Below are 20,179 nucleotides of genomic sequence, written 5' to 3' on the forward strand. Positions count from 1 at the left end.
AAATAACAACAGGGGAAGAACGCCCCCCTTGAAGAAGCCTCCTTTATCGTGTTGTTCTTGGTTCAGGTTCTCTAACAATTTCACGACTAGGTTTAAATAAAAGTCCAAGATTAATTAAACCTGCGATTCCAACAAGACCGTAAATAATTCTAGCAATGGCAGATCCTTGTCCGCCAAAAACCGCTGCTACAAGGTCAAATTGAAAAAATCCAATTAATCCCCAATTTATTGCTCCTATGATGGTAAGTACTAGTGCAATTCTTTGGATTGCGCTCATTGTGATTTCCTCCTTAATATGAAGTCCTTATTAGCTTGATTCAATGGTTGCTAATTTATGCATGCTTTATGAATTATTATATTTTTCAATCCTTTCGTGAAAATAGTGGCTGATAAGCTGAACTTTTGCTTTTATAGCTCATTTGCTTAATAATAGTCAATAGGCAGAGGCCTAATAAGAGAAAAAAAGCAATTGTTCATTTTTAAAAAGTAAGGAGGAATAAGTGCATGGATAATTTTATGTTTTGGAATCCGACAAAGCTTATTTTTGGAAAAGGACAGCTAGGACAATTAAAAAATCAACTTGCTCCATTTGGAAGTAAAGTGCTGCTTGTATATGGTGGAGGAAGTATTAAAAGAAATGGTTTATATGATAGTGTGTTGACCATCTTAAAGGATAATGATAAAGAAGTATTTGAACTTGCTGGTGTAGAGCCTAATCCACGCCTTACAACTGTACAAAAAGGAGTAGATATCTGCAAAAAAGAGAAGATTGACTTCTTATTGGCAGTAGGCGGAGGAAGTGTAATAGACTGTACAAAAGCGATATCCCTTGGTGCAAAATATGATGGAGATCCATGGGACATTGTAACAAGAAAGACGACTGCTACAGATAGCATTCCATTTGGAACGGTATTGACCCTTGCGGCAACAGGCTCTGAAATGAATGCAGGATCCGTTATCACCAATTGGGAAACGAATGAAAAATACGGATGGGGCAGTCCATTGGCATTTCCTGTTTTCTCTATCTTAGATCCGGAAAATACATATTCCGTTCCGAAAGATCAAACAGTCTATGGAATTGTTGACATGATGTCCCATGTATTAGAGCATTATTTCCATTTGGAAGAGCATACAGAGTTTCAGGATTATATGTGTGAATCCTTGCTAAAAACAGTCATTGAATTTGGTCCGAAACTTGTAAATGATTTAGAAAACTATGAATATCGTTCCACTATTCTTTATTGTGGAACCATGGCGTTAAACGGCATAGTGAATATGGGGTATCAAGGAGACTGGGCAACACACAACATTGAACATGCAGTTTCTGCAGTATATGATATTCCACATGGCGGCGGATTAGCCATTCTTTTCCCAAATTGGATGCAACATAGCCTGTCTATAAAGCCAGCGCGATTTAAGCAATTAGCAGTGCGGGTATTTGGAGTAGATCCTGAAGGGAAAACAGATGAAGAAGCTGGATTGGAAGGTATTGAAAAATTAAGAGCCTACTGGAACAGCATCGGTGCTCCGTCAAGACTTGCTGACTATGACATTGATGACAGCAAGTTAGGTCTTATGGTCGATAGAGCAATGGCTAGAGGAGATTTTGGCCGTTTTAATGTCCTAAAAGCGGAAGACGTTGAAGCGATTTATAAGGCATCATTATAAGAACAAAGTGTTTAAGCGGAAACAGTCACAAGAGTTTGTATCCAATTACAATTTCTATATGATGGGCGGAGGATAGCGACTAAATATGGAGAGAGTAAAGGAGAATATAAACTCTTTGGACATGGCCGTTTTTTAAATCAAGTGTAAGAAGTAAATTTTTTTGAATAAAAAGTGAAATTATAAAAAAAGTATGTATGAATGCGTTTACAACAGAAGATCTTTCTTGATAAGTTTTCATTCATTCGTTAAAGTGAAATAGGAAGCAAAAATAATAATATGGAGGATCAATTTATGACACACGTTCGTTTTGATTACTCAAAGGCACTTAGTTTCTTTGGAGAACATGAAATTACATATTTAGAAGATGCAGTAAAAGTTGCTCATCATTCATTACATGAAAAGACAGGAGCTGGAAATGACTTTTTAGGATGGATTGACCTACCGGTTGATTACGATAAAGAAGAATTTTCCCGTATTGTAAAGGCATCAGAAAAAATCAAAAATGATTCAGAAGTTTTACTTGTAATTGGTATCGGAGGATCTTATCTAGGTGCTCGCGCTGCAATTGAAATGTTAAACCATAGCTTCTATAACGCACTATCAAAAGAAGAAAGAAAAACACCTCAAATTGTATTTATCGGAAAAGATATAAGTTCTACATATATGAGTGATGTTATTGAATTCTTAGGAGATAAAGATTTCTCAATCAACGTTATCTCTAAGTCTGGAACTACGACTGAACCTGCAATCGCTTTCCGCATTTTCCGTAAACTATTGGAAGAAAAATATGGAAAAGAAGAAGCAAAAGGTAGAATTTATGCTACTACCGATAAAGCAAGAGGCGCTTTAAAAACATTAGCGACAGAAGAAGGTTTTGAATCATTTGTTATTCCTGATGATGTAGGCGGCCGTTATTCTGTATTAACACCAGTTGGGTTATTGCCAATAGCTGTTAGTGGAGCAGATATTGAAGCAATGATGAAAGGTGCTGCAGCAGCAAGAGACGATTTCAGCACATCTGAATTGAAAGATAATATTGCCTATCAATATGCGGCAGTGCGCAATGTTCTTTACAATAAAGGCAAAACGATTGAAATGTTAATTAACTATGAGCCAGGCTTGCAATATTTCTCTGAGTGGTGGAAACAACTATTTGGAGAAAGTGAAGGGAAAGATCAGAAAGGTATTTATCCTTCTTCAGCAAACTTCTCAACAGACCTGCATTCATTAGGTCAATACGTGCAAGAAGGTCGCCGTGATCTGTTTGAAACAATTGTAAAAGTGGACAAACCTCGTCACGAATTGATAATTGAAGCAGAAGAGAACGACTTGGATGGATTAAATTACTTAGCTGGAAAAACAGTTGATTTTGTGAATAACAAAGCATTTGAAGGAACATTGTTAGCACATACAGACGGCGGAGTTCCAAACTTAGTAGTAACGATTCCAGAAATGAATGAGTACACATTTGGATATTTAGTGTATTTCTTTGAAAAAGCATGTGCGATCAGCGGCTATCTTTTAGGAGTAAATCCTTTTGATCAGCCAGGAGTAGAAGCATATAAAGTAAACATGTTCGCACTTCTTGGCAAACCAGGATTTGAAGAGAAAAAAGCAGAGCTGGAAAGCCGTTTATAAGAAATGTCGATTAACTAAATAACAGAGGAACATACCGTTCGATTCCCGTTTAAGGAGAATCGAACGGTATGTTTTTTTTTGGCAAATAATAAAACGGAATAAGATAAATGGATTTTATTGGTAGTTAATGGTGTCTTATCCTTCCTTATTAATAAAGCTAGTTCGCAGCCGGCAAACACTTCGCTTTCCATGGGGCGGGCGTCGAGCCTCCTCGTCTGTCCCGCTAATCCCATAGGAGTCTTCGTGTATTCCGGCTGCTCTGCGCTAAAAAATAGGGATACTGCTTCTTTCATGCGCCATGGTGCGAATTTTATCAGCATGGATGTCTCTGTTAAATTTCATTGTTGATTTTTGAATGGTCAGGGAATCTACTCGTTTTCCGCGGACGAACCGGCAAGCCTCCTCGCTTGTACCCGTCTGAGTTGAGGTCTTGCCAGCCCGTTTTTAAAGCAGGAGTCTCGCAAATTCCCTTCCTAGAAACAACATGATCGTTTAACAGATACTATTTATTATTCTCTTTGTGTTTCTCTATGTTTGAATCCATCATTTTAGGCTAAATAAATAAAAGATTCCAAAATGGAGGAGGATTTATGATGGTAGATGAAAGAGATCAATTACTTATTCAAGCTTTGGAGGAATGCATGGTTGCATGCAATCATTGCTTAATGGAGTGCTTAGCAGAAGAGAATGTAGGAATGATGATTGATTGTATTCGAATCGACAGAGAGTGTGCAGAATTTTGTGCTTATTTAGAACAAGCTATAATTCGAAAATCTCCTTATATATTGGATTTGACAAAACTATGTTTATCTGTTTGCAAGGCTTGTGCAGAGGAATGCAGCAAGCATGACCATAAGCATTGTCAATACTGTGCAGATATTTGTAGACAGTGTGCAGATGAATGTGAAAAATATCTTCAATAAAATGAATGAAACCAATAGAAAAAAGTTCTGGAAATCAATTAATCTTAAGATTTCCAGAACTTTTTTACGTAATAACAATAACTTTATCCCCAGCTTTTATTGGAAAAGCAGCAGTTGGATTAAAAAATGTGTGTCCTTCTCTTTTTACTCCGAGCAGAAGCTTTCCTTCTTTTAGTAAATGGCTGCTTAATGTGATATAGTCTATATTTTTTTGAAATTCTCTATCTTGCAAAGGAACAATTTCGAGCTTCTTTTCTTTAAATTGATTGAGCAAATCGAGAAAGGTAATCATAGTATCTTGCGAACTCAAGCTGCTGTGCATAACAAAACTTGTTAAACTATTTGTTTCCATAATCTGATCTGCTCCAGCTCTTTTAGCATTGGATACTTGCTCTGTTTTTAGTATTTCCACAATGCAGGATACCGTTGGATTCAATCCTTTTACGGCTAAAAGCGTTAAGATGGAGTTCATATCTGCATGCAGCTCATCTTTGCCTTGATCCGAAGTAATCATTACCTTATCGGCGCCAGCAATATTTGCCATTATCAAGGTTTCGTCTAGATTTGGATTTCCATGAATAAAATGAATGGAATCTGGCATAGGGTTTTTTTCCAAAGAAGCATCAATTAAGGTGATGCTGGCTTTTGAGTGTTCAAGTATTAGAGATTTGATAAGTGCTTTTGAGCGCTCATTCCAACCAATTATTACTATATGATTGTCTCCTTTATATGTAGATTTGCCTTCTAAAAAAGCATTTTGTTTCGAAACTGCTGTAGTAGCCAATGCTACAAAATAGGTGGAAATAAAGCCAACACCTATAAAAATAAGTAATATTGCAGTTAATTTCCCCAAGAAGGTATCTGGAACATAATCACCATATCCGACTGTAGATGTTGTGATTATAGCCCACCAAATTCCATCAAAGAAAGACGGAAATTTATTTGGTTCGATAAACGTAATTGTAATACCAAAGGTAGCAATAATAAAAATGGAAATAAATAGGATTCTTAGTGTCATTGGCAAGCGCAAAAAGGCGGTAATAACATCATTATGCAATAGATTCACCTCTTTATAGTCATTTTGTTTATGCTATTTAAAGTATGGACAAAGTACATAGCTTTCAGACTGCTGAAATGTTTTCTTAATACATTGCTCCAAGGCATTCTATATTAACTAACTTATTCGCAAAAAAGAGCATATAAAGAGGAGGACGCTGAAAAAGTGTTTTATTAGGTAAATTATAGGTAATGCCCTTATATTTAGTAGGATAAAAATGGTATAGGGAGTTTGAAAACGACCATTATGTTGATTAGGAGAGGAGTCCGCACGACTCCTGATTAGATTAGAGATACTGGCTAGCCCCCCACAGGAGCGTCGCTGCGAGGAAACTTGGCACTCGCCCCGCGGAAAGCGTGTGGTTAGTCTCGGAAAACCGAACAAAAACCTCTGAGTGCTTGGATTGTCACTATCTATATTTCATAGCACCCTCTTTTTTAGTGACCTCTATAAAAAGTTGGAACTTTTTATATGCTTGCTTCTAGAAAAGGATATAAAGTAAACTTCCATCAGTGGAGGTTTTTCCTCATCCCCACTGATGGTTAGTTGCACTTATCGGACCTTTACGGGCGAGTTTCAACACCTAGATTCCTCGATTTCTCGGCATCCCCGAGGTTGGGGGTCTTACTGCCCGTTAAGAGTGGGATAAAATTAAAATTGAGATAGTTGATAAAAGGAAGCAATTTCTTTTTGGTATTTTTTTAATTGGTCATACTCACTCAAATTAGAGAGCATTCCTTGAATAATCGGAATACGTGGATGATCTTTGTTTATTTCTGCTTGTAACACTTCTAACGTCACTTCTAATTCCTCTTTATTCGGATAATCTTCAATTACTACTCTTATTTGTTCTAGTATCTCAAGAATTATTTTCGTATCTTTGACCATAAAATTAATTTTTGGTTTAATAAGAAGTCTTTGTAGATAATTTTCAGTTAACAGCGGCACTTCTTGGTTGATTTCTTTTACGATAGAATCCATTCTTCTTAATAAATATTCAGCAACATTTTTAGTATCTATCTCATTTTTATCTAAAATTAACAGTTTTAAAAAAGAATGAGTAAAACCTTCATACATGATTAATAAATCAAATACAAAATCTTTGTACTTCTCTCCGTAAATAGAGTATAAGCATCTCAAGGAATATTGATGTAAATCGGATTGCATTTGCAGCATAAGTGCACGGATTGATTCATTTAATGGAATAGCCTGTTCTCTTGCTTGCATGATAATAAAATCCTTATGTTTTAAAGCGTTATCAAATAAATAGGTTGTCTGCTGCACAAATTTATCTCTATCTGATATGTCTTTTTGGCTAATAGATTCAAACATGGAGATTATTTCATCGTAATAATAATGCAATATAGCAAATAATAAGGAATCCTTTGATTTAAAATATAAATAAAATGCCCCTTTTGATATACCGCAATCGTTGGCAATTTCCTGTATAGAAGTGGAGGAATATCCTTTTTGGGCGAATAGTTTAAGGGCTGAGTAAATAATCATTTTTTCTTTCTCTTTCAAATAAATGCCTCCTACGTTTTAAAAGATAAGAAAGTATAAGTCTGGTTAGAAGCTAAATGGATCCTAGTTTCGTTCCTATTAAGTTGTAAGCAAGCACTAACTCGCCAACGCTCGCCGCATTTTGCTTAACAGCTATAATTAGATACTCACACTTTTCTTAGCAAGGAAGAGAATAATATTAATAATACCTAAAAATAAATTAAAAATGAAGCAGAAGTTGCACGTGTCACTTAATTCTTGGATAACAACATGTGCTGAACGTATTTTAAGATAATCTAGTTGGATTGAGAATGACCTTTACTAGGAGAATTATGTATTTCGCTTATTCCTAAATTTACTAATGAAAACTTTGTCCAATTTTTGAAAACTTATTTGTATATTTCGAAAAATTTCTTTATGATAATTATTATCGGCACTAAAATATTTAATTAATTTAGTTGCAGATTCGTTACTTGACGTTAATTCATAATCAATATATACTTACTTACATATAGTAAGTATAAGAGATGAAAAGAGTGATTCCTCTTGCTTTCATAAAAAATAGATATTATGCCAGAGGGAAAAGGAGATTATAAAATGCAAAAAGAAGTAATCAATCTTCTTCAAAATAAAATGGAACTAATCCAATTAAATGATTCAAATAATCTATGTCTTGTTGGACCAGTAAGATTGCCAGTTCAATTAGATGACAAGGTAATTACATTTCAATGGTATACTTGGCTTCCTGTTGAAAAAAATCAAACAAAAAAAGATTTGCTTGAGATGCTGCCGGCTTTAAAATTAGCTGATTATCAACAATCCTCTGTGCTTGTATATGGAGATTTCAAGGAAGCAGATGATGCATTAATTCGTATGCATAGTATTTGTCATACGGGAGATATATTTGGAAGTAAACGCTGTGATTGCGGTTTTCAATTGCGAGAGGCAATGAAAATGATTGTGGAAAATGGCAGCGGTGCATTATTTTATATTGCCAACCATGAGGGGAGAGGCATCGGTTTATTCTCTAAATCTTTAGCATACTTATTGCAGCAAGAAGGTTTAGATACAGTAGAAGCGAATAATGCACTTGATTTTCCAGATGATCTTCGCAGTTATGAAGAGCCTATTAAAGTCCTTCAATTTTTACGGGAAAAGCAAGTGAAATTGATTACAAATAATCCAAAAAAGCTAGAGGCTTTGCAGGCGTTAGGAGTTACGGCAAAGGAAAATGTTCCAATATGGGGAGATATCTCCGAATATAATGAAAACTATTTGAAAACAAAAGTCCAAAAATCAGGTCATATTCCGGTAAACGAAAAAATTGTCATAATATAAGGGAGAAAAAGGATGAAGTTAGACCAAGATTTTATGAGAATGGCTTTAGATCTTGCAGCGACAGCAAAAGGCAAAACAAATCCCAATCCTGTTGTTGGTGCAATCCTTGTGAAAGATGAGGTTATTGTCGGATCGGGCATCCACAGAAAAGCCGGAGAACCACATGCGGAAGTTCATGCATTTCAGATGGCAGGGGAGCATGCCAAAGGCGCTACATTATATGTAACGCTGGAGCCATGCTCTCATTATGGGAAAACGCCTCCCTGTGCAAAGCTGGTAAAAGAGTCCGGAGTTAAGCGAGTGGTAGTTGCAACAGAAGATCCAAATCCTTCTGTAGCAGGAAGAGGAATCAACCTGCTTAAAGAGGCTGGAATAGAAATAGAAGTAGGATTGCTGAAAGAAGAAGCACAAAAATTAAATGAGCGATTTATTCATAATATGATTTATGAAACTCCTTTTGTCCTTTCAAAAGTTGCGATGACCTTAGACGGCAAAATTGCTGCATATACAGGACATAGTCAGTGGATTACAGGGGAAGAAGCAAGAAGGGAAGTTCATTATCTGCGGAATGAAGTGGATGCTATACTCGTTGGTGTTGGAACTGTCTTGGCAGATAATCCTAAACTAACAACACGATTAGACACTCCATCCAAAAACCCGGTGCGCATTATTATGGATTCCAATCTTCGAACACCTATTGATGCACATATTGTTGATTGTTCAGAGGCTTCTACGATTATCTTGACAACACAAGAGGCAAATCCTGAAAAAGTGGAGGCTTTAGAAGCAAAAGGGGTAGAAATAATGACAGTAGCCGCTGTAAATGGCAAAATAGACAGCAAAAATGCATTGAAAATGCTGTATAAAAAAGGAATTACTGATATTTTGTTAGAAGGCGGAAGTGAATTAAATGCAAGTTTTCTTCGGGCAGGACTTATTCAAAAATATATTGTCTATGTAGCACCAAAAATTCTTGGCGGAAAAAATTCATATACACCTTTTAGAGGCAATGATGTGGAGACAATAGATGAAGCAGTTAAGCTGCATTTTGATGAGGTTGTGAATATTGGAAGTGATTTAAGAATCACTGCTTATCCTCTTGGTTAAAAGCAAAAAGAAGCCTTCCTTTACTATTTATAATGGAAGGCTTTTTTTATCTTAAACTTTTCGAGAAGTTGTCCTCTTATCTCGAGTATTTTAAGAACAAATCAACAACAATTGTTTGTAAATATATAGTAGAGAAAATGAATCGAAGAGCACCGCATCGTTCTGCTAATGTTAGTGTGATAAAAAGTAAATTAGAGAAGAGTGGAAAAAATGACGGTACTTCATGCAGAAGTTTGTATAGTAGGTGCAGGTCCAGGGGGAGCATTATTAGCTTATCTATTAGGAAAGGCCAACATTTCAACCATCTTGTTAGAGCGGCATGAAAACACGAACAAAGAGTTTCGAGGCGAGCACTTAAATGAAGAAGGAGAAAAGGTACTACGACATGCAGGAATATATGAAATGCTGCAGAAAAAAGGGGTATTATTAATGGATCGTGTTGACTACGTCCATAAAGGAAAAGTGGTTAAAACGATCCATCCTGCTCAAAACATTGGGCACACAGGCATACATGTTCCACAAAGCCACCTGTTGAACTTGCTTATAAAAGAGGCAAGTCAATTTCCTTCTTTTCGTGTAAGGATGAATAGTAAAGTACTGGATATCAGCAAAGGGGAAAAGGATCATTATCGTGGAGTGACGGCCCTGATAGATGGAAAAAGAGTAAACATTGAAAGTCAAATCATTGTTGCCGCAGATGGCAGATTCTCCACCATTAGAAAAAAGGCTGAATTTCCAGTTAAAAAGATTAGGCATGGATATGATTTATTGTGGGCGAAAATTCCAGCACCGCCTCACTGGGAAGCAACGATAAAAATGGCGCTTGTAAACGATTCTCAAATTGCGTTGTTTACACAGTATGGAGGGTATATTCAAATCGGTTGGAATATAAAAGAAGATAGTTATCCTCACTTAAGAAAAAACTCCTTTCAATTCTTTATTAATGGACTTGCCAAAGCATTTCCAGAGTTAAAGGAAGAAGTGGCTAAGCATATTCGCACATGGAAGGATTTTGTATTGTTAAAGGTAGAAAGCTCAAGCAGTCCTTTCTGGGTTAAGAACAATGTTGTGCTCCTTGGAGATGCAGCACATACAATGAGTCCTACTGGAGCATTTGGGTTAAATAGTTCGTTAAAAGATGCAGAGGTGCTGGCAGAGGTAATTCAAACAATGATAACAAAAAACCAGCAATTCTCTTATTTGAAAAACTATGAACGAAGAAGAAAAGAAGCAGTCGATGCCATTCAATTAGAACAGTTTAAAAGAGAAAAAAGCTTTAAAGAAAATTTTTATTCGAAAACAAAGATAATGGAGAAACTAGCAGCAAATTCATTGGACGAATAAAAATGAAATTTGGTTTTGATATTGATGATACGCTTATTAATTTATTTGTTTAATAAAAAGTTGAATAAAAATCTCGATTTAAGTGTATTTAAACCCTTAAAAACAGTAGAAATACATGAACCGTTTGGATTGCTTGCACATGAAGGATAAGAAATGTGGAATTCTTTGCGGGAAGAGATTTTCTTTAGGATTGCCCTTCATTTCCTTAAACGAATTGGCGAGTATTGGCTATGAAGTATGTTATATTATTGCAAGAAATATACAATTTGCAGAGCGGACAAAAAAGTGGATGAAACAGCAATAATTCCCAATTAAAAATGTTTTAACATACGAAATAAAATATGACTATAAGTTTGTAGTAGGATGCTAAATCCTTTGCTGATTTTATTGTTATTTAAAGTGAAAAAATAGGTAAAATCGCTATATAACAACAAAAAAAGGATGCTAAAATTTATTTGATTTAGCATCCTTTTTTGATATTAAATAATGTTTTTCTCCATCGAAAGTGAACTATTTAGCTTAAACTGCTGACTTCTTTTTTGTATCGTTTAAAAAAGATGGAAATAATATTATAGCTTCATTCCCATTCTGCTTTTGTACCGCTTAATTAAAAGCTGACTGTCTACACTGACAATTCCTTTAATTGGATATAACTTTTCTGTTAAAAATTCTTCCATTTCTTGATTATCTTTAAAGATTCCATGCATATGCAGTTTGCTTGGTCCTGTCATATGATAAAGACTTGTGACACATGTTTCATTGGATAAAAGATCTGCAACATGCTCCAAATGTTTTGGCTCTACATCTACATTAAAAAAAGCAGAAACAGTGATGCCGATTTTAGTTGGGTTGATAACAGTAGTAAACTTTTCAATAATTCCTTGCTCCATTAATGTATTAATTCTCATTTGAACAGCTACTCGTGAAATTTCTACGTGTTTGCCGATATCTGTATAAGAAAGACGGCTGTTTTCATGAAGCAATCCTATTATGGCTTGATCTATTTTATCCAATTTAAAATTAGGAATTTGAAAGTCATTTGACATAAAAATCTCCTCTTTTTTTTTAAGATAAGAAACGAAAAATCTTTGAAGCTGGATGGCTGCCCAACTTTTAGACACATAAGCTATTAATGGATATGCGGTACAACAATGCCTCCATAAATAAAGGCAAGAATGATAACCAAAGCAGGATGCACTTTGAATTTTTGGAATAGCAATAAGGCAATAACTGCAATAATTACAGATTGATAAATACCTAATGAATGATATGAATCCTGAAACATTTCGAATGTAAGCATGACCATTAAAGCAGTAATAACTGGCTGGACCATGATGGTCATTCCTTTAACAATGGCTGAATCTCTATGCTTGCTCATTACATTGATTAAGAAAATAAGAGCAAGTGCAGAAGGTAAAACAGTTGCAATTAAAGCAATTAGAAAACCAGGCCAGCCGCCCATTCCAAAACCGACATATGCGGCAATTTTTGTTGCAATAGGACCTGGCAAAGCATTTCCTAGTGCCAACATATTTGAAAATTCAGCATTGGAAAGCCAGTTATATCGATTTACAATTTCTTCATACATTAATGGGATAGAGGCAGGTCCTCCGCCGTAGCCAAGTAGATTTGCCAAAAGAAAACTTAAAAAAAGGCTGATTAAAATCATTCGTTACGCACCTCTTTCTTTCTTATGAAGCAGCTTTTCTTTAATCTTGAAGTGAAATGCTCCATATACTAAAAATAACAAAATAACAATGGCTGGATGAATAGAAATTTTTTGGATAAGAAATAAGCAAACAGCAGTAAGCAAGATTCCGATATAAATTCCTAATCCTTTGACTGCTTTTTCACCAAATTCATACGCCATTATTCCCAACATAACAGCAATTACTGGCAATACAGCAGAGATCATGCCTGTCACAATAGGGGAGTTGCTTAATACATTTACAAACGTGATTAATAGCACCATCGCTAAACAAGTTGGAAGAATATGTGCCAGCACACTTACAATAGCGCCAAGTGTTCCTTTTACACGATATCCTAAATATGCTGCCATTTTAGTAGCAATAGGACCTGGAAGTGTATTGGCAATTGCTAAAACTTCTCCAAATTCATCATTATTAATCCATTTAAATCGATTAACGGCTTCGTGACGAATAAGTGGAATAACAGAAGGACCCCCTCCAAAACCAAAAATTCCTGATCGCATCATTCCAATAATGAGTTCTTTATATATCATTATTTTCTCCTTTCAGTGATACAATGTACATCTTGTAAATTAATTTAAGTTATTATGAACAATACGAAATAATAATAGCATATTTTTTGATTGTAAAGGATATTAATAGAAAAAAATAATTACAGTTTGCACTTTTGTTTTTGTATAGTTTACATAAAAATCAATTGAAAGTTATCAAAACTTATAATACAATAGTAAAAATATTCTAAATGTCACATAAACTTGAAGTTTTATTTTTATTTTTTGCTTAAAGAACTATTCTATTCTGTGCCAGCATTAACCCAAAACTATTCAGCAAAAGTACTTCTAACTTTTCTACTTAGAAAAACCTCAATCTAATTTCTTCAAAAACATGGTTAAATAAAATAATTATGTTCTATTTTTATCCCACTCTTAACGGGCAGTAAGACCCCCACCTCGGGGATGCCGAGAAATCGAGGAAGCAAGGTGTAGAAACTCGCCCGTAAAGGTCCGATAAGTGCAACTAACCATCAGTGGGGGATGAAGAAAAACCCCCACTGATGGAAGTTTACTTTATCAATTGATGTTTTCACCGGTCCATTTACGTATTGAAAGGGGATATTGTATGGAAATAAATAAGTATACAAAAAGAATTCGTGTAGCTGCAAAAAAAGAAAAAGCAGATTTAGTTATACAAAACGCAAAAATTGTAAATGTTTTCACTGGTGAAATAATGGAAGGCGATATTGCTATAGCAGATGATTCTATTGCCGGGGTAGGAGCATATGAGGGTAAAAATACTATAGATGCTGCCGGTAAATATATTGTTCCAGGATTAGTAGATGGTCATGTGCATATTGAAAGCAGTATGCTGACACCGCAGGAGTTTGCGAAAGTATTATTGCTTCATGGCGTTACAACCGTAATAACTGACCCACATGAAATAGCAAATGTTGCTGGAGCAAATGGAATACAATACATGCTGGATAAATCTGAAGGCCTACCATTAGATATACGCATCATGCTGCCTTCATGTGTTCCTGCGGTTCCTTTCGACAATAATGGAGCAACATTGCATGCTGATGATTTAGCACCTTTTTTTACTCATGATAGGGTACTTGGATTAGCAGAGGTGATGGATTTTCCCTCTGTCTATCAAACAAACCCTAATATGATGGCTAAGTTATTGTTAACAAGACAAAATCAAGCATTAATGGATGGTCATGCTGCCGGAATAGATAGGGAAAAACTAAATGTATATACTGCTGCCGGAATACGAAATGATCATGAAGCGACAACGGCGCAAGAGGCAAAAGATCGTTTGGATTTAGGTTTTTATTTAATGATAAGAGAAGGTACTGTGGCAAAGGATTTAAAAGCATTACTTCCTGTTGTAACAGAGAAAAATTCCAGAAGATGTTTATTTGTTACAGATGATAAGCTAATAGATGATTTGGTGGAAGAAGGAAGTGTAGACCACTGTATTCGTTTAGCTGTAAGTCAGGGGCTAGACCCGATAACAGCTATTCAAATGGCGACGATCAATACAGCTGAATGTTTTAAACAAGAGGACATTGGCGCTGTTTCACCTGGTTATAAAGCAAACTTCCTGCTGGTGGATGATTTGGAGCAATTCTCGATTAACAAGGTATTTAAAGATGGCAAATGCATAGTAGAGGACGGAGTATTAAAGGAAGAACATTTTATTCAACATGCATATTTAGATGAACAACTGCCGGAAATAAATGCTGAAGAACTATTATTAGAACAATTAACAATGCCGCTTTCCACCGATTATTGCCATATCATTGGAATTATACCAAACAGCATTGTGACGAACCATTTAAAAGAGAACGTAACGATAAAAAGTGGGGAATTTGTTCCATCCATTGAAAAAGATCAATTAAAGCTAGTAGTAGTAGAAAGACATCATAAAACCGGTAATATCGGCAAAGCGATTGTAAAGGGTTTCGGCTTAAAAAAGGGAGCTATTGCAACAACCATCTCACATGATTCCCATAATATTGTTGCTGTTGGCACAAATGATGAAGATATCTTAGCAGCTATTACTAACCTGAAGGAAATGAAAGGTGGAATTGCAGTTATTGCAGATGGAAAACCCATTGCAAGCATTCCGCTTCCCATTGCAGGATTGATCTCAGATCAAAGCTATCAAACATTATATAATCAAACAAAACTTTTAAATCAAGAAGTAAAGCAGCTTGGAGGAAATCATTCTTTTAATCCTTTTTTAACTTTATCCTTTTTATCCTTAACAGTTATTCCTACATTAAAATTAACAGACGAAGGACTATTCCATTTCGATTCATTTTCATATATACGGGTTGAAGTATAACTTGAATGATAAAAAAGATGATAGTAATCTTTTTTATCATCTTTTTTATTAGGCTCTTTTCGAATAGATTGTTGTTATTTAACACACAGCCTGAATACACTTCGCTTGCCGCGGGGCGAGCGCCGATCCGCTTCGCCGTTTCACTTCTGCTTTCTTCTCGCCTGTCTCGCTAATCCATGCTGAGAGTCTACGTGGATTTATGCTGCTCCGTAATTCTAAAAGGTTTTTCAACTTATTAAAAAGCAACAAACTTTTAGAAAAACAGCCTTTTATTATTAAGCGAAAAGAATAAAAAAGAGGCTGTCCTTTTATAAGGACAACCGAAAGAAAATATATATTTAAGAGGGGAAACTCTTAACATGTTTATATAGTAAAGGATAATTATGAAAAATTAATGAACAAATCATTAATAGAATAAAAAAATTTATGAAAAGCCTTTATTCTTAAACAGTCAATAAAAATCCAAAAAAATCCTTCATAAATTAGTCATAATCATTTGTTATATTGTCATTAAGGGAAGATAACTCTTTATGGATTTTAAAGGAAATGTTTAAGAAATAAAAAAAATGATAATCATAATGATAAATACTGTCATAATGTAAGCGTTTTCGGTTATAATGAGTATATAGGATTCATTAGCTGATCTACTTACTAATAAGGAGTGGATATAATGGAAGAACAAACTAACTTTTTAAAAGGATTGAAGTGGGGAGTTATTATTAGTGTCCCTCTATGGATATCTTTCTTTGGCTGGATAAAAATAATATACCATATGGTTTGAATTAGAGTAGCAGCCCAATATTGGGCTGTTTTTTTGTTGTCTAGGAAATTATAAACGAGATAGAGTTGTGGATAACTTAGCAGTTTGGTCCGCGTCCAGCTCCAGCGCCTATCGCCTATCAAACTTCAGGTCATCTCCCTACGATAAGTCAACATCGATTCGCTATCGCTCATCGTGTTTCCTTTATCTCAGTCGAAGCCTTTCCGAAGTATAAGGATGTACAAGTGCCGATGTTGCCACAGGAAGTGGCGTAGTTAATCGGCCAGTTTGTACGGCGATGATCAAGGCGCTTGCGCTTTTGTTCTGTTTATATGCATAAAAACCCCCCAATATTTAATATTGGGGGGGGAATTATACCATTGGAATTGGTGGATCAATGCCCAATACAGGTACACCATTAACTGTTAACCAAATATAGTAATGGTCTATTTCTTGACCGATTATATTTTCGATTTTTGCAATTAATTTTTCTTGTGTATTAAAAGAAAGTGTAGCAGTTTGCTCCCCAAGTGGAACACCCTTTAATCCTAAAAGGTCTGCAATTTGACGTGCTTCATCATAAGATACTTCTACATATTTATCATATTCTGATAAATATGCTGCTTCTGCAGGTTTAACTTGAAAAGCTACCACTAATAAAGCTGTTAGAAAAGCCCAAACTAATTTTTTCAAATCATTTCTCTCCCTTATGGTACTAATAGTTTAATATTTTTTCTTTTAAGGATAAAAATGTATCCACAATTAATGGGTGATACATAGTCCCTCGATTTATTTTAATTTCTTTAAAAGCCTCTTCTTTCGATTTTCCTTTTTTATATACTCGATCAGTTGTCATCGCATCAAAGGAATCCACAACAGAAATAATAGAAGCTTCTATAGAGATTTCATCTTCTTTTAACCCTTTAGGGTAGCCTTTTCCATCATATCTTTCATGATGCTGTTCCACGATTTTTCCTATCTCTATTAAGGCAGGATTATTAGTGCTTGATAACACCTCTTTACCATATGTGGTATGCTGCTGCATTATTTTCCATTCCTCAGCCGATAACTTTCCTGGTTTTTGAAGGATATGCAAAGGAACTTTAATTTTACCTATATCATGATAAAAGGAAGCATAATTCAAGTTAATTAATTGATGGGAAGTCAGATCTAAGGCTTCACCTACCAGCATAGAATAATTTTTAATACGTTCACAATGGTCAACAGTATAACCATCTTTTTCTTCAATCGAAATGGCAAGCTCCATTAATTCTTTTGAAACTTGGCTAAATTGATAAAAAACGGGTTGACTTGAAACATATATGAATTCAGATTCTTCCTCTGCATGAAAAATACTATGGGTTTTAACAGGTGATCCGTATACTGCTTGTCCTTGTTTTAATATCTGTATATCTGTATCAGTTTTTTCATTAACATCACTATGTAAAACAAGCTTTCCTGAAAGGATAAATATATATTCTAATCCTGTCCAACCTACAACAGGACCCATAGCCCACCGAGAACCGGGCTGCATTTTATGGTAAATAACTTCCGTACCGTCTCCGGCGGTTATTAAAGAAATTTGTACCCCTTTAATATGAACAGTCTCTATAAACTCACCTGGATTAATAATGTCCACATTTAAACCCTCTCTCTTTAAAACACTAGTAACTATTTATATGAAGAAATTTTTATAATAAATCATAGATATAGTTATTTTAATGGATTAAAGAGTCAAATGTAATAGGTAATTACTATTAAATTATTAGTTTGCAAGTGGAAGAAAACCCATTAATTACTAATACTGAGTGAGTAATCAAATTATATCAAATGATTATAAATAAGAATAGTGGGTAAGGGTAAGAATATGCATAAAAATTTAAATATTTTTTAAGATTGATTGCTTGACATTATATTGTTATGAAATTAAAGTTAATTACAAATAGTAAGTAAAAGTGCTATTTATGCATTAATTTAATAAAAGAAAAAGTGGAGGAATGGAAAATGAGCAAACTTTTAGAAGCCATTAAAAATCGCCGCACCTATTATGGAATCAGCAAAGAGCAAGTAGTTTCAGATGAAAAAATTCAAGAAATTGTTAATGAGGCTGTCCTACATACTCCTTCCGCATTTAACTCGCAAAGTGCTCGTGTTGTTGTATTGCTTGGCGAACAGCATGATAAAGCATGGGATCTTACATCAGATGCTTTGAGAAAAATTGTCCCAGCAGAAAATTTTAGTTCCACAGAACAAAAAATAAATTCCTTTAAGGCAGGCTATGGAACTATTTTATTTTTTGAAGATCAAGAAGTAGTAGAAGGACTGCAAAAGTCATTCCCATCTTATGCGGATAATTTCCCAATTTGGTCCCATCATACTTCAGCCATGCACCAATTAGTTATTTGGACTGCGTTAGAAGAAGTAGGTTTTGGTGCATCTTTACAGCATTACAATCCGTTGATTGATGACGCAGTAGCAGCAGAGTGGAGCCTTCCTTCAACTTGGAAGCTGGTTGCTCAAATGCCTTTTGGAAAACCAACTGCAAAGCCTGGTGAAAAAGAGTTTAAAGCATTAGAAGAGCGTATTAAAGTATTTAAATAAGCAGGTATCCTAGAAAAGACCCATGAATTTTTTTATGGGTCTTCTGGCTGTCGACAAACGCTCGATTTCTTCGTTGTTCACCTTACTCGGATGCTCATTACGGGTAGTAAGGATGAACGACTAAGTACGTATTAAAGGAAAATCGACTAACTGTGCAACGTCAATTGACTCGCATCCTGCGGCCTGTGACAACGTCGTTCTGACCAACATCGTGTTGCCCGCCGCTCCTCGTCATGGGCTTCACGCCTCGAAATACAAACCTTTTCGATCAGCCTGCAGTTTGTGCAATTAACACTTTGTCTACACTCTGAATCTAATATCTTGACATATTCCTTATAGAAGTAGTATTATTATCTCGAATTCAAGATAATTGTTTTATAGGAAATTAAGGGGGAGAAATTGTCATGCAATCTATTGATCCAGCTGCATTGTCTGATAAAGAAATTTATAAATTTTTTATAGGAAGCATTATTCCTCGACCAATTGCTTTTGTAACATCCTTAACAAAAGAAAACATTCTAAATGGAGCTCCTTTTAGTTTTTTTAATATTGTATCTTCTAATCCTCCTATTCTTTCTATCGCTGTACAAAGAAAGGAAGGTGTCCAAAAAGATACGGCACGTAATATACAAGCTCAAGGTGAGTTTGTCATTCATATATGTGATGAAGAAAATATCATAAAAATTAACGAAACAGCAGCAAATTTACCATCTGATAAAAGTGAAATAGATGATGCAAAACTGCAGCCAGTTGAAAGTTCGAAAGTATCCGTACCAGGAATTAAAGAAGCAAAAATAAGGATAGAATGCAAGGTGGAAAAAATCATTACAATGAAAAATGATCAAGGTTATCCTGCTTGTGATTTAATCTTAGGCCGTGCCGTTTATTTTCATATTTCCGAAGCACTTTATCAAGATGGGAAAATTAATGCACAGCTTTTAAAGCCTGTCAGCAGAATGGCTGGAAATGATTATAGTAGGCTTGGAGAGACATTTACGATAAAAAGGCCTGACTAAAAGAAGAAAAGGAGTATACAAATGAAGCATCTATTTAAAAAAGGAACAAATTCAAATAAACCAACTCTTTTATTACTTCACGGTACAGGCGGCACCGAACATGACCTACTGCCGCTTGCAGAAATAGTGGATCGCGAAGCCAATGTATTAAGTGTCCGCGGAAATATTTTAGAGAATGGAATGCCCAGATTTTTCCGACGATTGGCTGAAGGAGTGTTCGATGAAGAAGACTTAATTTTTAGAACAAACGAGTTGAATGAATTTTTGAATGAAAGTGCTGAAAAATATGACTTTGATCGAAAAAATGTGGTAGCAATCGGTTATTCCAATGGTGCCAATATTGCAGCAAGCATTTTATTTCATTTTGCAGGTGGATTAAAAGGAGCTATTCTGCATCATCCAATGGTACCTAGACGTGGGTTGGATCTTCCGAATTTAAAAGGAATACCAGTTTTTATTGCAGCAGGAAAAAATGATCCTATATGCCCAATGAAAGAATCAGAAGAGCTACAAGAGCTATTAACAATTGCAGGTGCAAATGTGGAGTTGCTTTGGGAACATTATGGACATCAGCTAACAAGAACAGAAGTAGAAGCTGCTGCAAAATGGTACCAGGAGCAGTTTTCTTAATGGAAGAAAAGTGATGGGGAGAAAAAAGAAAACAG

At 35.3% G+C, this 20,179-nt stretch carries 21 protein-coding genes; 12 read left to right on the forward strand and 9 right to left on the reverse strand.

Features of this window, described 5'->3' with window-relative positions:
• Positions 1–43: 43 nt before the first annotated feature.
• Complete coding sequence (locus tag ACTYBU_RS19730; RefSeq protein ID WP_445492397.1) at positions 44–277, reverse strand: DUF378 domain-containing protein; 234 nt, start codon at positions 275–277, stop codon at positions 44–46.
• 227 nt (positions 278–504) lie between these two features.
• On the opposite strand from ACTYBU_RS19730, the gene ACTYBU_RS19735 reads away from it, so the two are divergent.
• Positions 505–1,668 (forward strand): iron-containing alcohol dehydrogenase, encoded by a 1,164-nt coding sequence (locus ACTYBU_RS19735; protein WP_445492399.1) that lies wholly within the window; start codon positions 505–507, stop codon positions 1,666–1,668.
• 291 nt (positions 1,669–1,959) lie between these two features.
• The gene (locus ACTYBU_RS19740; protein WP_445492401.1) at positions 1,960–3,306 is read left to right on the forward strand and encodes a glucose-6-phosphate isomerase; all 1,347 of its coding nucleotides are present in this window, start codon (positions 1,960–1,962) and stop codon (positions 3,304–3,306) included.
• 14 nt (positions 3,307–3,320) lie between these two features.
• Here ACTYBU_RS19740 and ACTYBU_RS19745 read toward each other — a convergent pair whose 3' ends face one another.
• Positions 3,321–3,626: a hypothetical protein gene (locus ACTYBU_RS19745; protein ID WP_445492403.1), complete on the reverse strand. Its 306-nt coding sequence runs from the start codon at positions 3,624–3,626 to the stop codon at positions 3,321–3,323.
• 270 nt (positions 3,627–3,896) lie between these two features.
• On the opposite strand from ACTYBU_RS19745, the gene ACTYBU_RS19750 reads away from it, so the two are divergent.
• Positions 3,897–4,229 carry a four-helix bundle copper-binding protein gene (locus tag ACTYBU_RS19750; protein ID WP_445492405.1) on the forward strand — a complete coding sequence of 111 codons (333 nt, stop codon included), beginning with the start codon at positions 3,897–3,899 and terminating at the stop codon, positions 4,227–4,229.
• Positions 4,230–4,293: 64 nt separating this feature from the next.
• On the opposite strand, the gene ACTYBU_RS19755 is transcribed toward ACTYBU_RS19750, so the two are convergent.
• Both ACTYBU_RS19755 and ACTYBU_RS19760 read right to left on the reverse strand, forming a co-directional pair.
• A complete protein-coding gene (locus ACTYBU_RS19755) occupies positions 4,294–5,295 on the reverse strand; it encodes a potassium channel family protein (RefSeq protein WP_445492407.1) in 1,002 nt (333 codons plus the stop codon).
• A gap of 642 nt (positions 5,296–5,937) precedes the next feature.
• A complete protein-coding gene (locus ACTYBU_RS19760) occupies positions 5,938–6,810 on the reverse strand; it encodes a TetR/AcrR family transcriptional regulator (RefSeq protein ID WP_445492408.1) in 873 nt (290 codons plus the stop codon).
• Positions 6,811–7,386: 576 nt separating this feature from the next.
• Between ACTYBU_RS19760 and ACTYBU_RS19765 the strand changes: the two genes are divergently transcribed.
• From ACTYBU_RS19765 to ACTYBU_RS19785, 5 genes are all read left to right on the forward strand, one after another.
• A complete protein-coding gene (locus tag ACTYBU_RS19765) occupies positions 7,387–8,127 on the forward strand; it encodes a GTP cyclohydrolase II (protein ID WP_445492410.1) in 741 nt (246 codons plus the stop codon).
• Positions 8,128–8,139: 12 nt separating this feature from the next.
• A complete protein-coding gene (gene ribD, locus ACTYBU_RS19770) occupies positions 8,140–9,234 on the forward strand; it encodes a bifunctional diaminohydroxyphosphoribosylaminopyrimidine deaminase/5-amino-6-(5-phosphoribosylamino)uracil reductase RibD (RefSeq protein WP_445492411.1) in 1,095 nt (364 codons plus the stop codon).
• Between the two features lie 210 nt (positions 9,235–9,444).
• The gene (locus ACTYBU_RS19775; protein ID WP_445492413.1) at positions 9,445–10,578 is read left to right on the forward strand and encodes an FAD-dependent monooxygenase; all 1,134 of its coding nucleotides are present in this window, start codon (positions 9,445–9,447) and stop codon (positions 10,576–10,578) included.
• Positions 10,579–10,599: 21 nt separating this feature from the next.
• A complete protein-coding gene (locus tag ACTYBU_RS19780) occupies positions 10,600–10,728 on the forward strand; it encodes a hypothetical protein (protein WP_445492415.1) in 129 nt (42 codons plus the stop codon).
• A complete protein-coding gene (locus ACTYBU_RS19785) occupies positions 10,718–10,882 on the forward strand; it encodes a hypothetical protein (protein WP_445492417.1) in 165 nt (54 codons plus the stop codon). Before ACTYBU_RS19780 ends, ACTYBU_RS19785 begins: the two co-directional genes overlap by 11 nt.
• A gap of 265 nt (positions 10,883–11,147) precedes the next feature.
• On the opposite strand, the gene ACTYBU_RS19790 is transcribed toward ACTYBU_RS19785, so the two are convergent.
• The 3 genes from ACTYBU_RS19790 to ACTYBU_RS19800 all read right to left on the reverse strand — a co-directional run bounded on the left by ACTYBU_RS19790 (position 11,148) and on the right by ACTYBU_RS19800 (position 12,820).
• Positions 11,148–11,624, reverse strand: coding sequence for an Lrp/AsnC family transcriptional regulator (locus ACTYBU_RS19790; protein ID WP_445492419.1), 477 nt, complete (start codon positions 11,622–11,624; stop codon positions 11,148–11,150).
• Positions 11,625–11,707: 83 nt separating this feature from the next.
• Positions 11,708–12,247, reverse strand: a complete 540-nt coding sequence (locus ACTYBU_RS19795; protein WP_445492421.1) for a chromate transporter — start codon at positions 12,245–12,247, stop codon at positions 11,708–11,710.
• A gap of 3 nt (positions 12,248–12,250) precedes the next feature.
• Positions 12,251–12,820, reverse strand: a complete 570-nt coding sequence (locus tag ACTYBU_RS19800; protein ID WP_445492423.1) for a chromate transporter — start codon at positions 12,818–12,820, stop codon at positions 12,251–12,253.
• 586 nt (positions 12,821–13,406) lie between these two features.
• Here ACTYBU_RS19800 and ade point away from each other — a divergent pair.
• Positions 13,407–15,137 carry an adenine deaminase gene (ade, locus tag ACTYBU_RS19805; RefSeq protein ID WP_445492425.1) on the forward strand — a complete coding sequence of 577 codons (1,731 nt, stop codon included), beginning with the start codon at positions 13,407–13,409 and terminating at the stop codon, positions 15,135–15,137.
• Positions 15,138–16,269: 1,132 nt separating this feature from the next.
• Here ade and ACTYBU_RS19810 read toward each other — a convergent pair.
• Together ACTYBU_RS19810 and ACTYBU_RS19815 are read right to left on the reverse strand one after the other, a co-directional pair.
• Entirely contained in the window at positions 16,270–16,590 is a 321-nt protein-coding gene (locus tag ACTYBU_RS19810; RefSeq protein ID WP_445492426.1) for an 8-amino-7-oxononanoate synthase, read from the reverse strand.
• 22 nt (positions 16,591–16,612) lie between these two features.
• Positions 16,613–17,536, reverse strand: a complete 924-nt coding sequence (locus ACTYBU_RS19815; RefSeq protein ID WP_445492427.1) for an HD-GYP domain-containing protein — start codon at positions 17,534–17,536, stop codon at positions 16,613–16,615.
• Between the two features lie 365 nt (positions 17,537–17,901).
• Here ACTYBU_RS19815 and ACTYBU_RS19820 point away from each other — a divergent pair, with 365 nt between their 5' ends.
• The 3 genes from ACTYBU_RS19820 (at position 17,902) to ACTYBU_RS19830 (ending at position 20,144) form a co-directional block, all read left to right on the forward strand.
• Positions 17,902–18,498 carry a nitroreductase family protein gene (locus ACTYBU_RS19820; protein ID WP_445492428.1) on the forward strand — a complete coding sequence of 199 codons (597 nt, stop codon included), beginning with the start codon at positions 17,902–17,904 and terminating at the stop codon, positions 18,496–18,498.
• A gap of 404 nt (positions 18,499–18,902) precedes the next feature.
• Positions 18,903–19,514 carry a flavin reductase family protein gene (locus ACTYBU_RS19825; protein ID WP_445492430.1) on the forward strand — a complete coding sequence of 204 codons (612 nt, stop codon included), beginning with the start codon at positions 18,903–18,905 and terminating at the stop codon, positions 19,512–19,514.
• Between the two features lie 21 nt (positions 19,515–19,535).
• Positions 19,536–20,144, forward strand: a complete 609-nt coding sequence (locus ACTYBU_RS19830) for an alpha/beta hydrolase (RefSeq protein ID WP_445492432.1) — start codon at positions 19,536–19,538, stop codon at positions 20,142–20,144.
• Positions 20,145–20,179: the final 35 nt, after the last annotated feature.

It is taken from the genome of Niallia sp. 03133 (genome assembly GCF_052663225.1).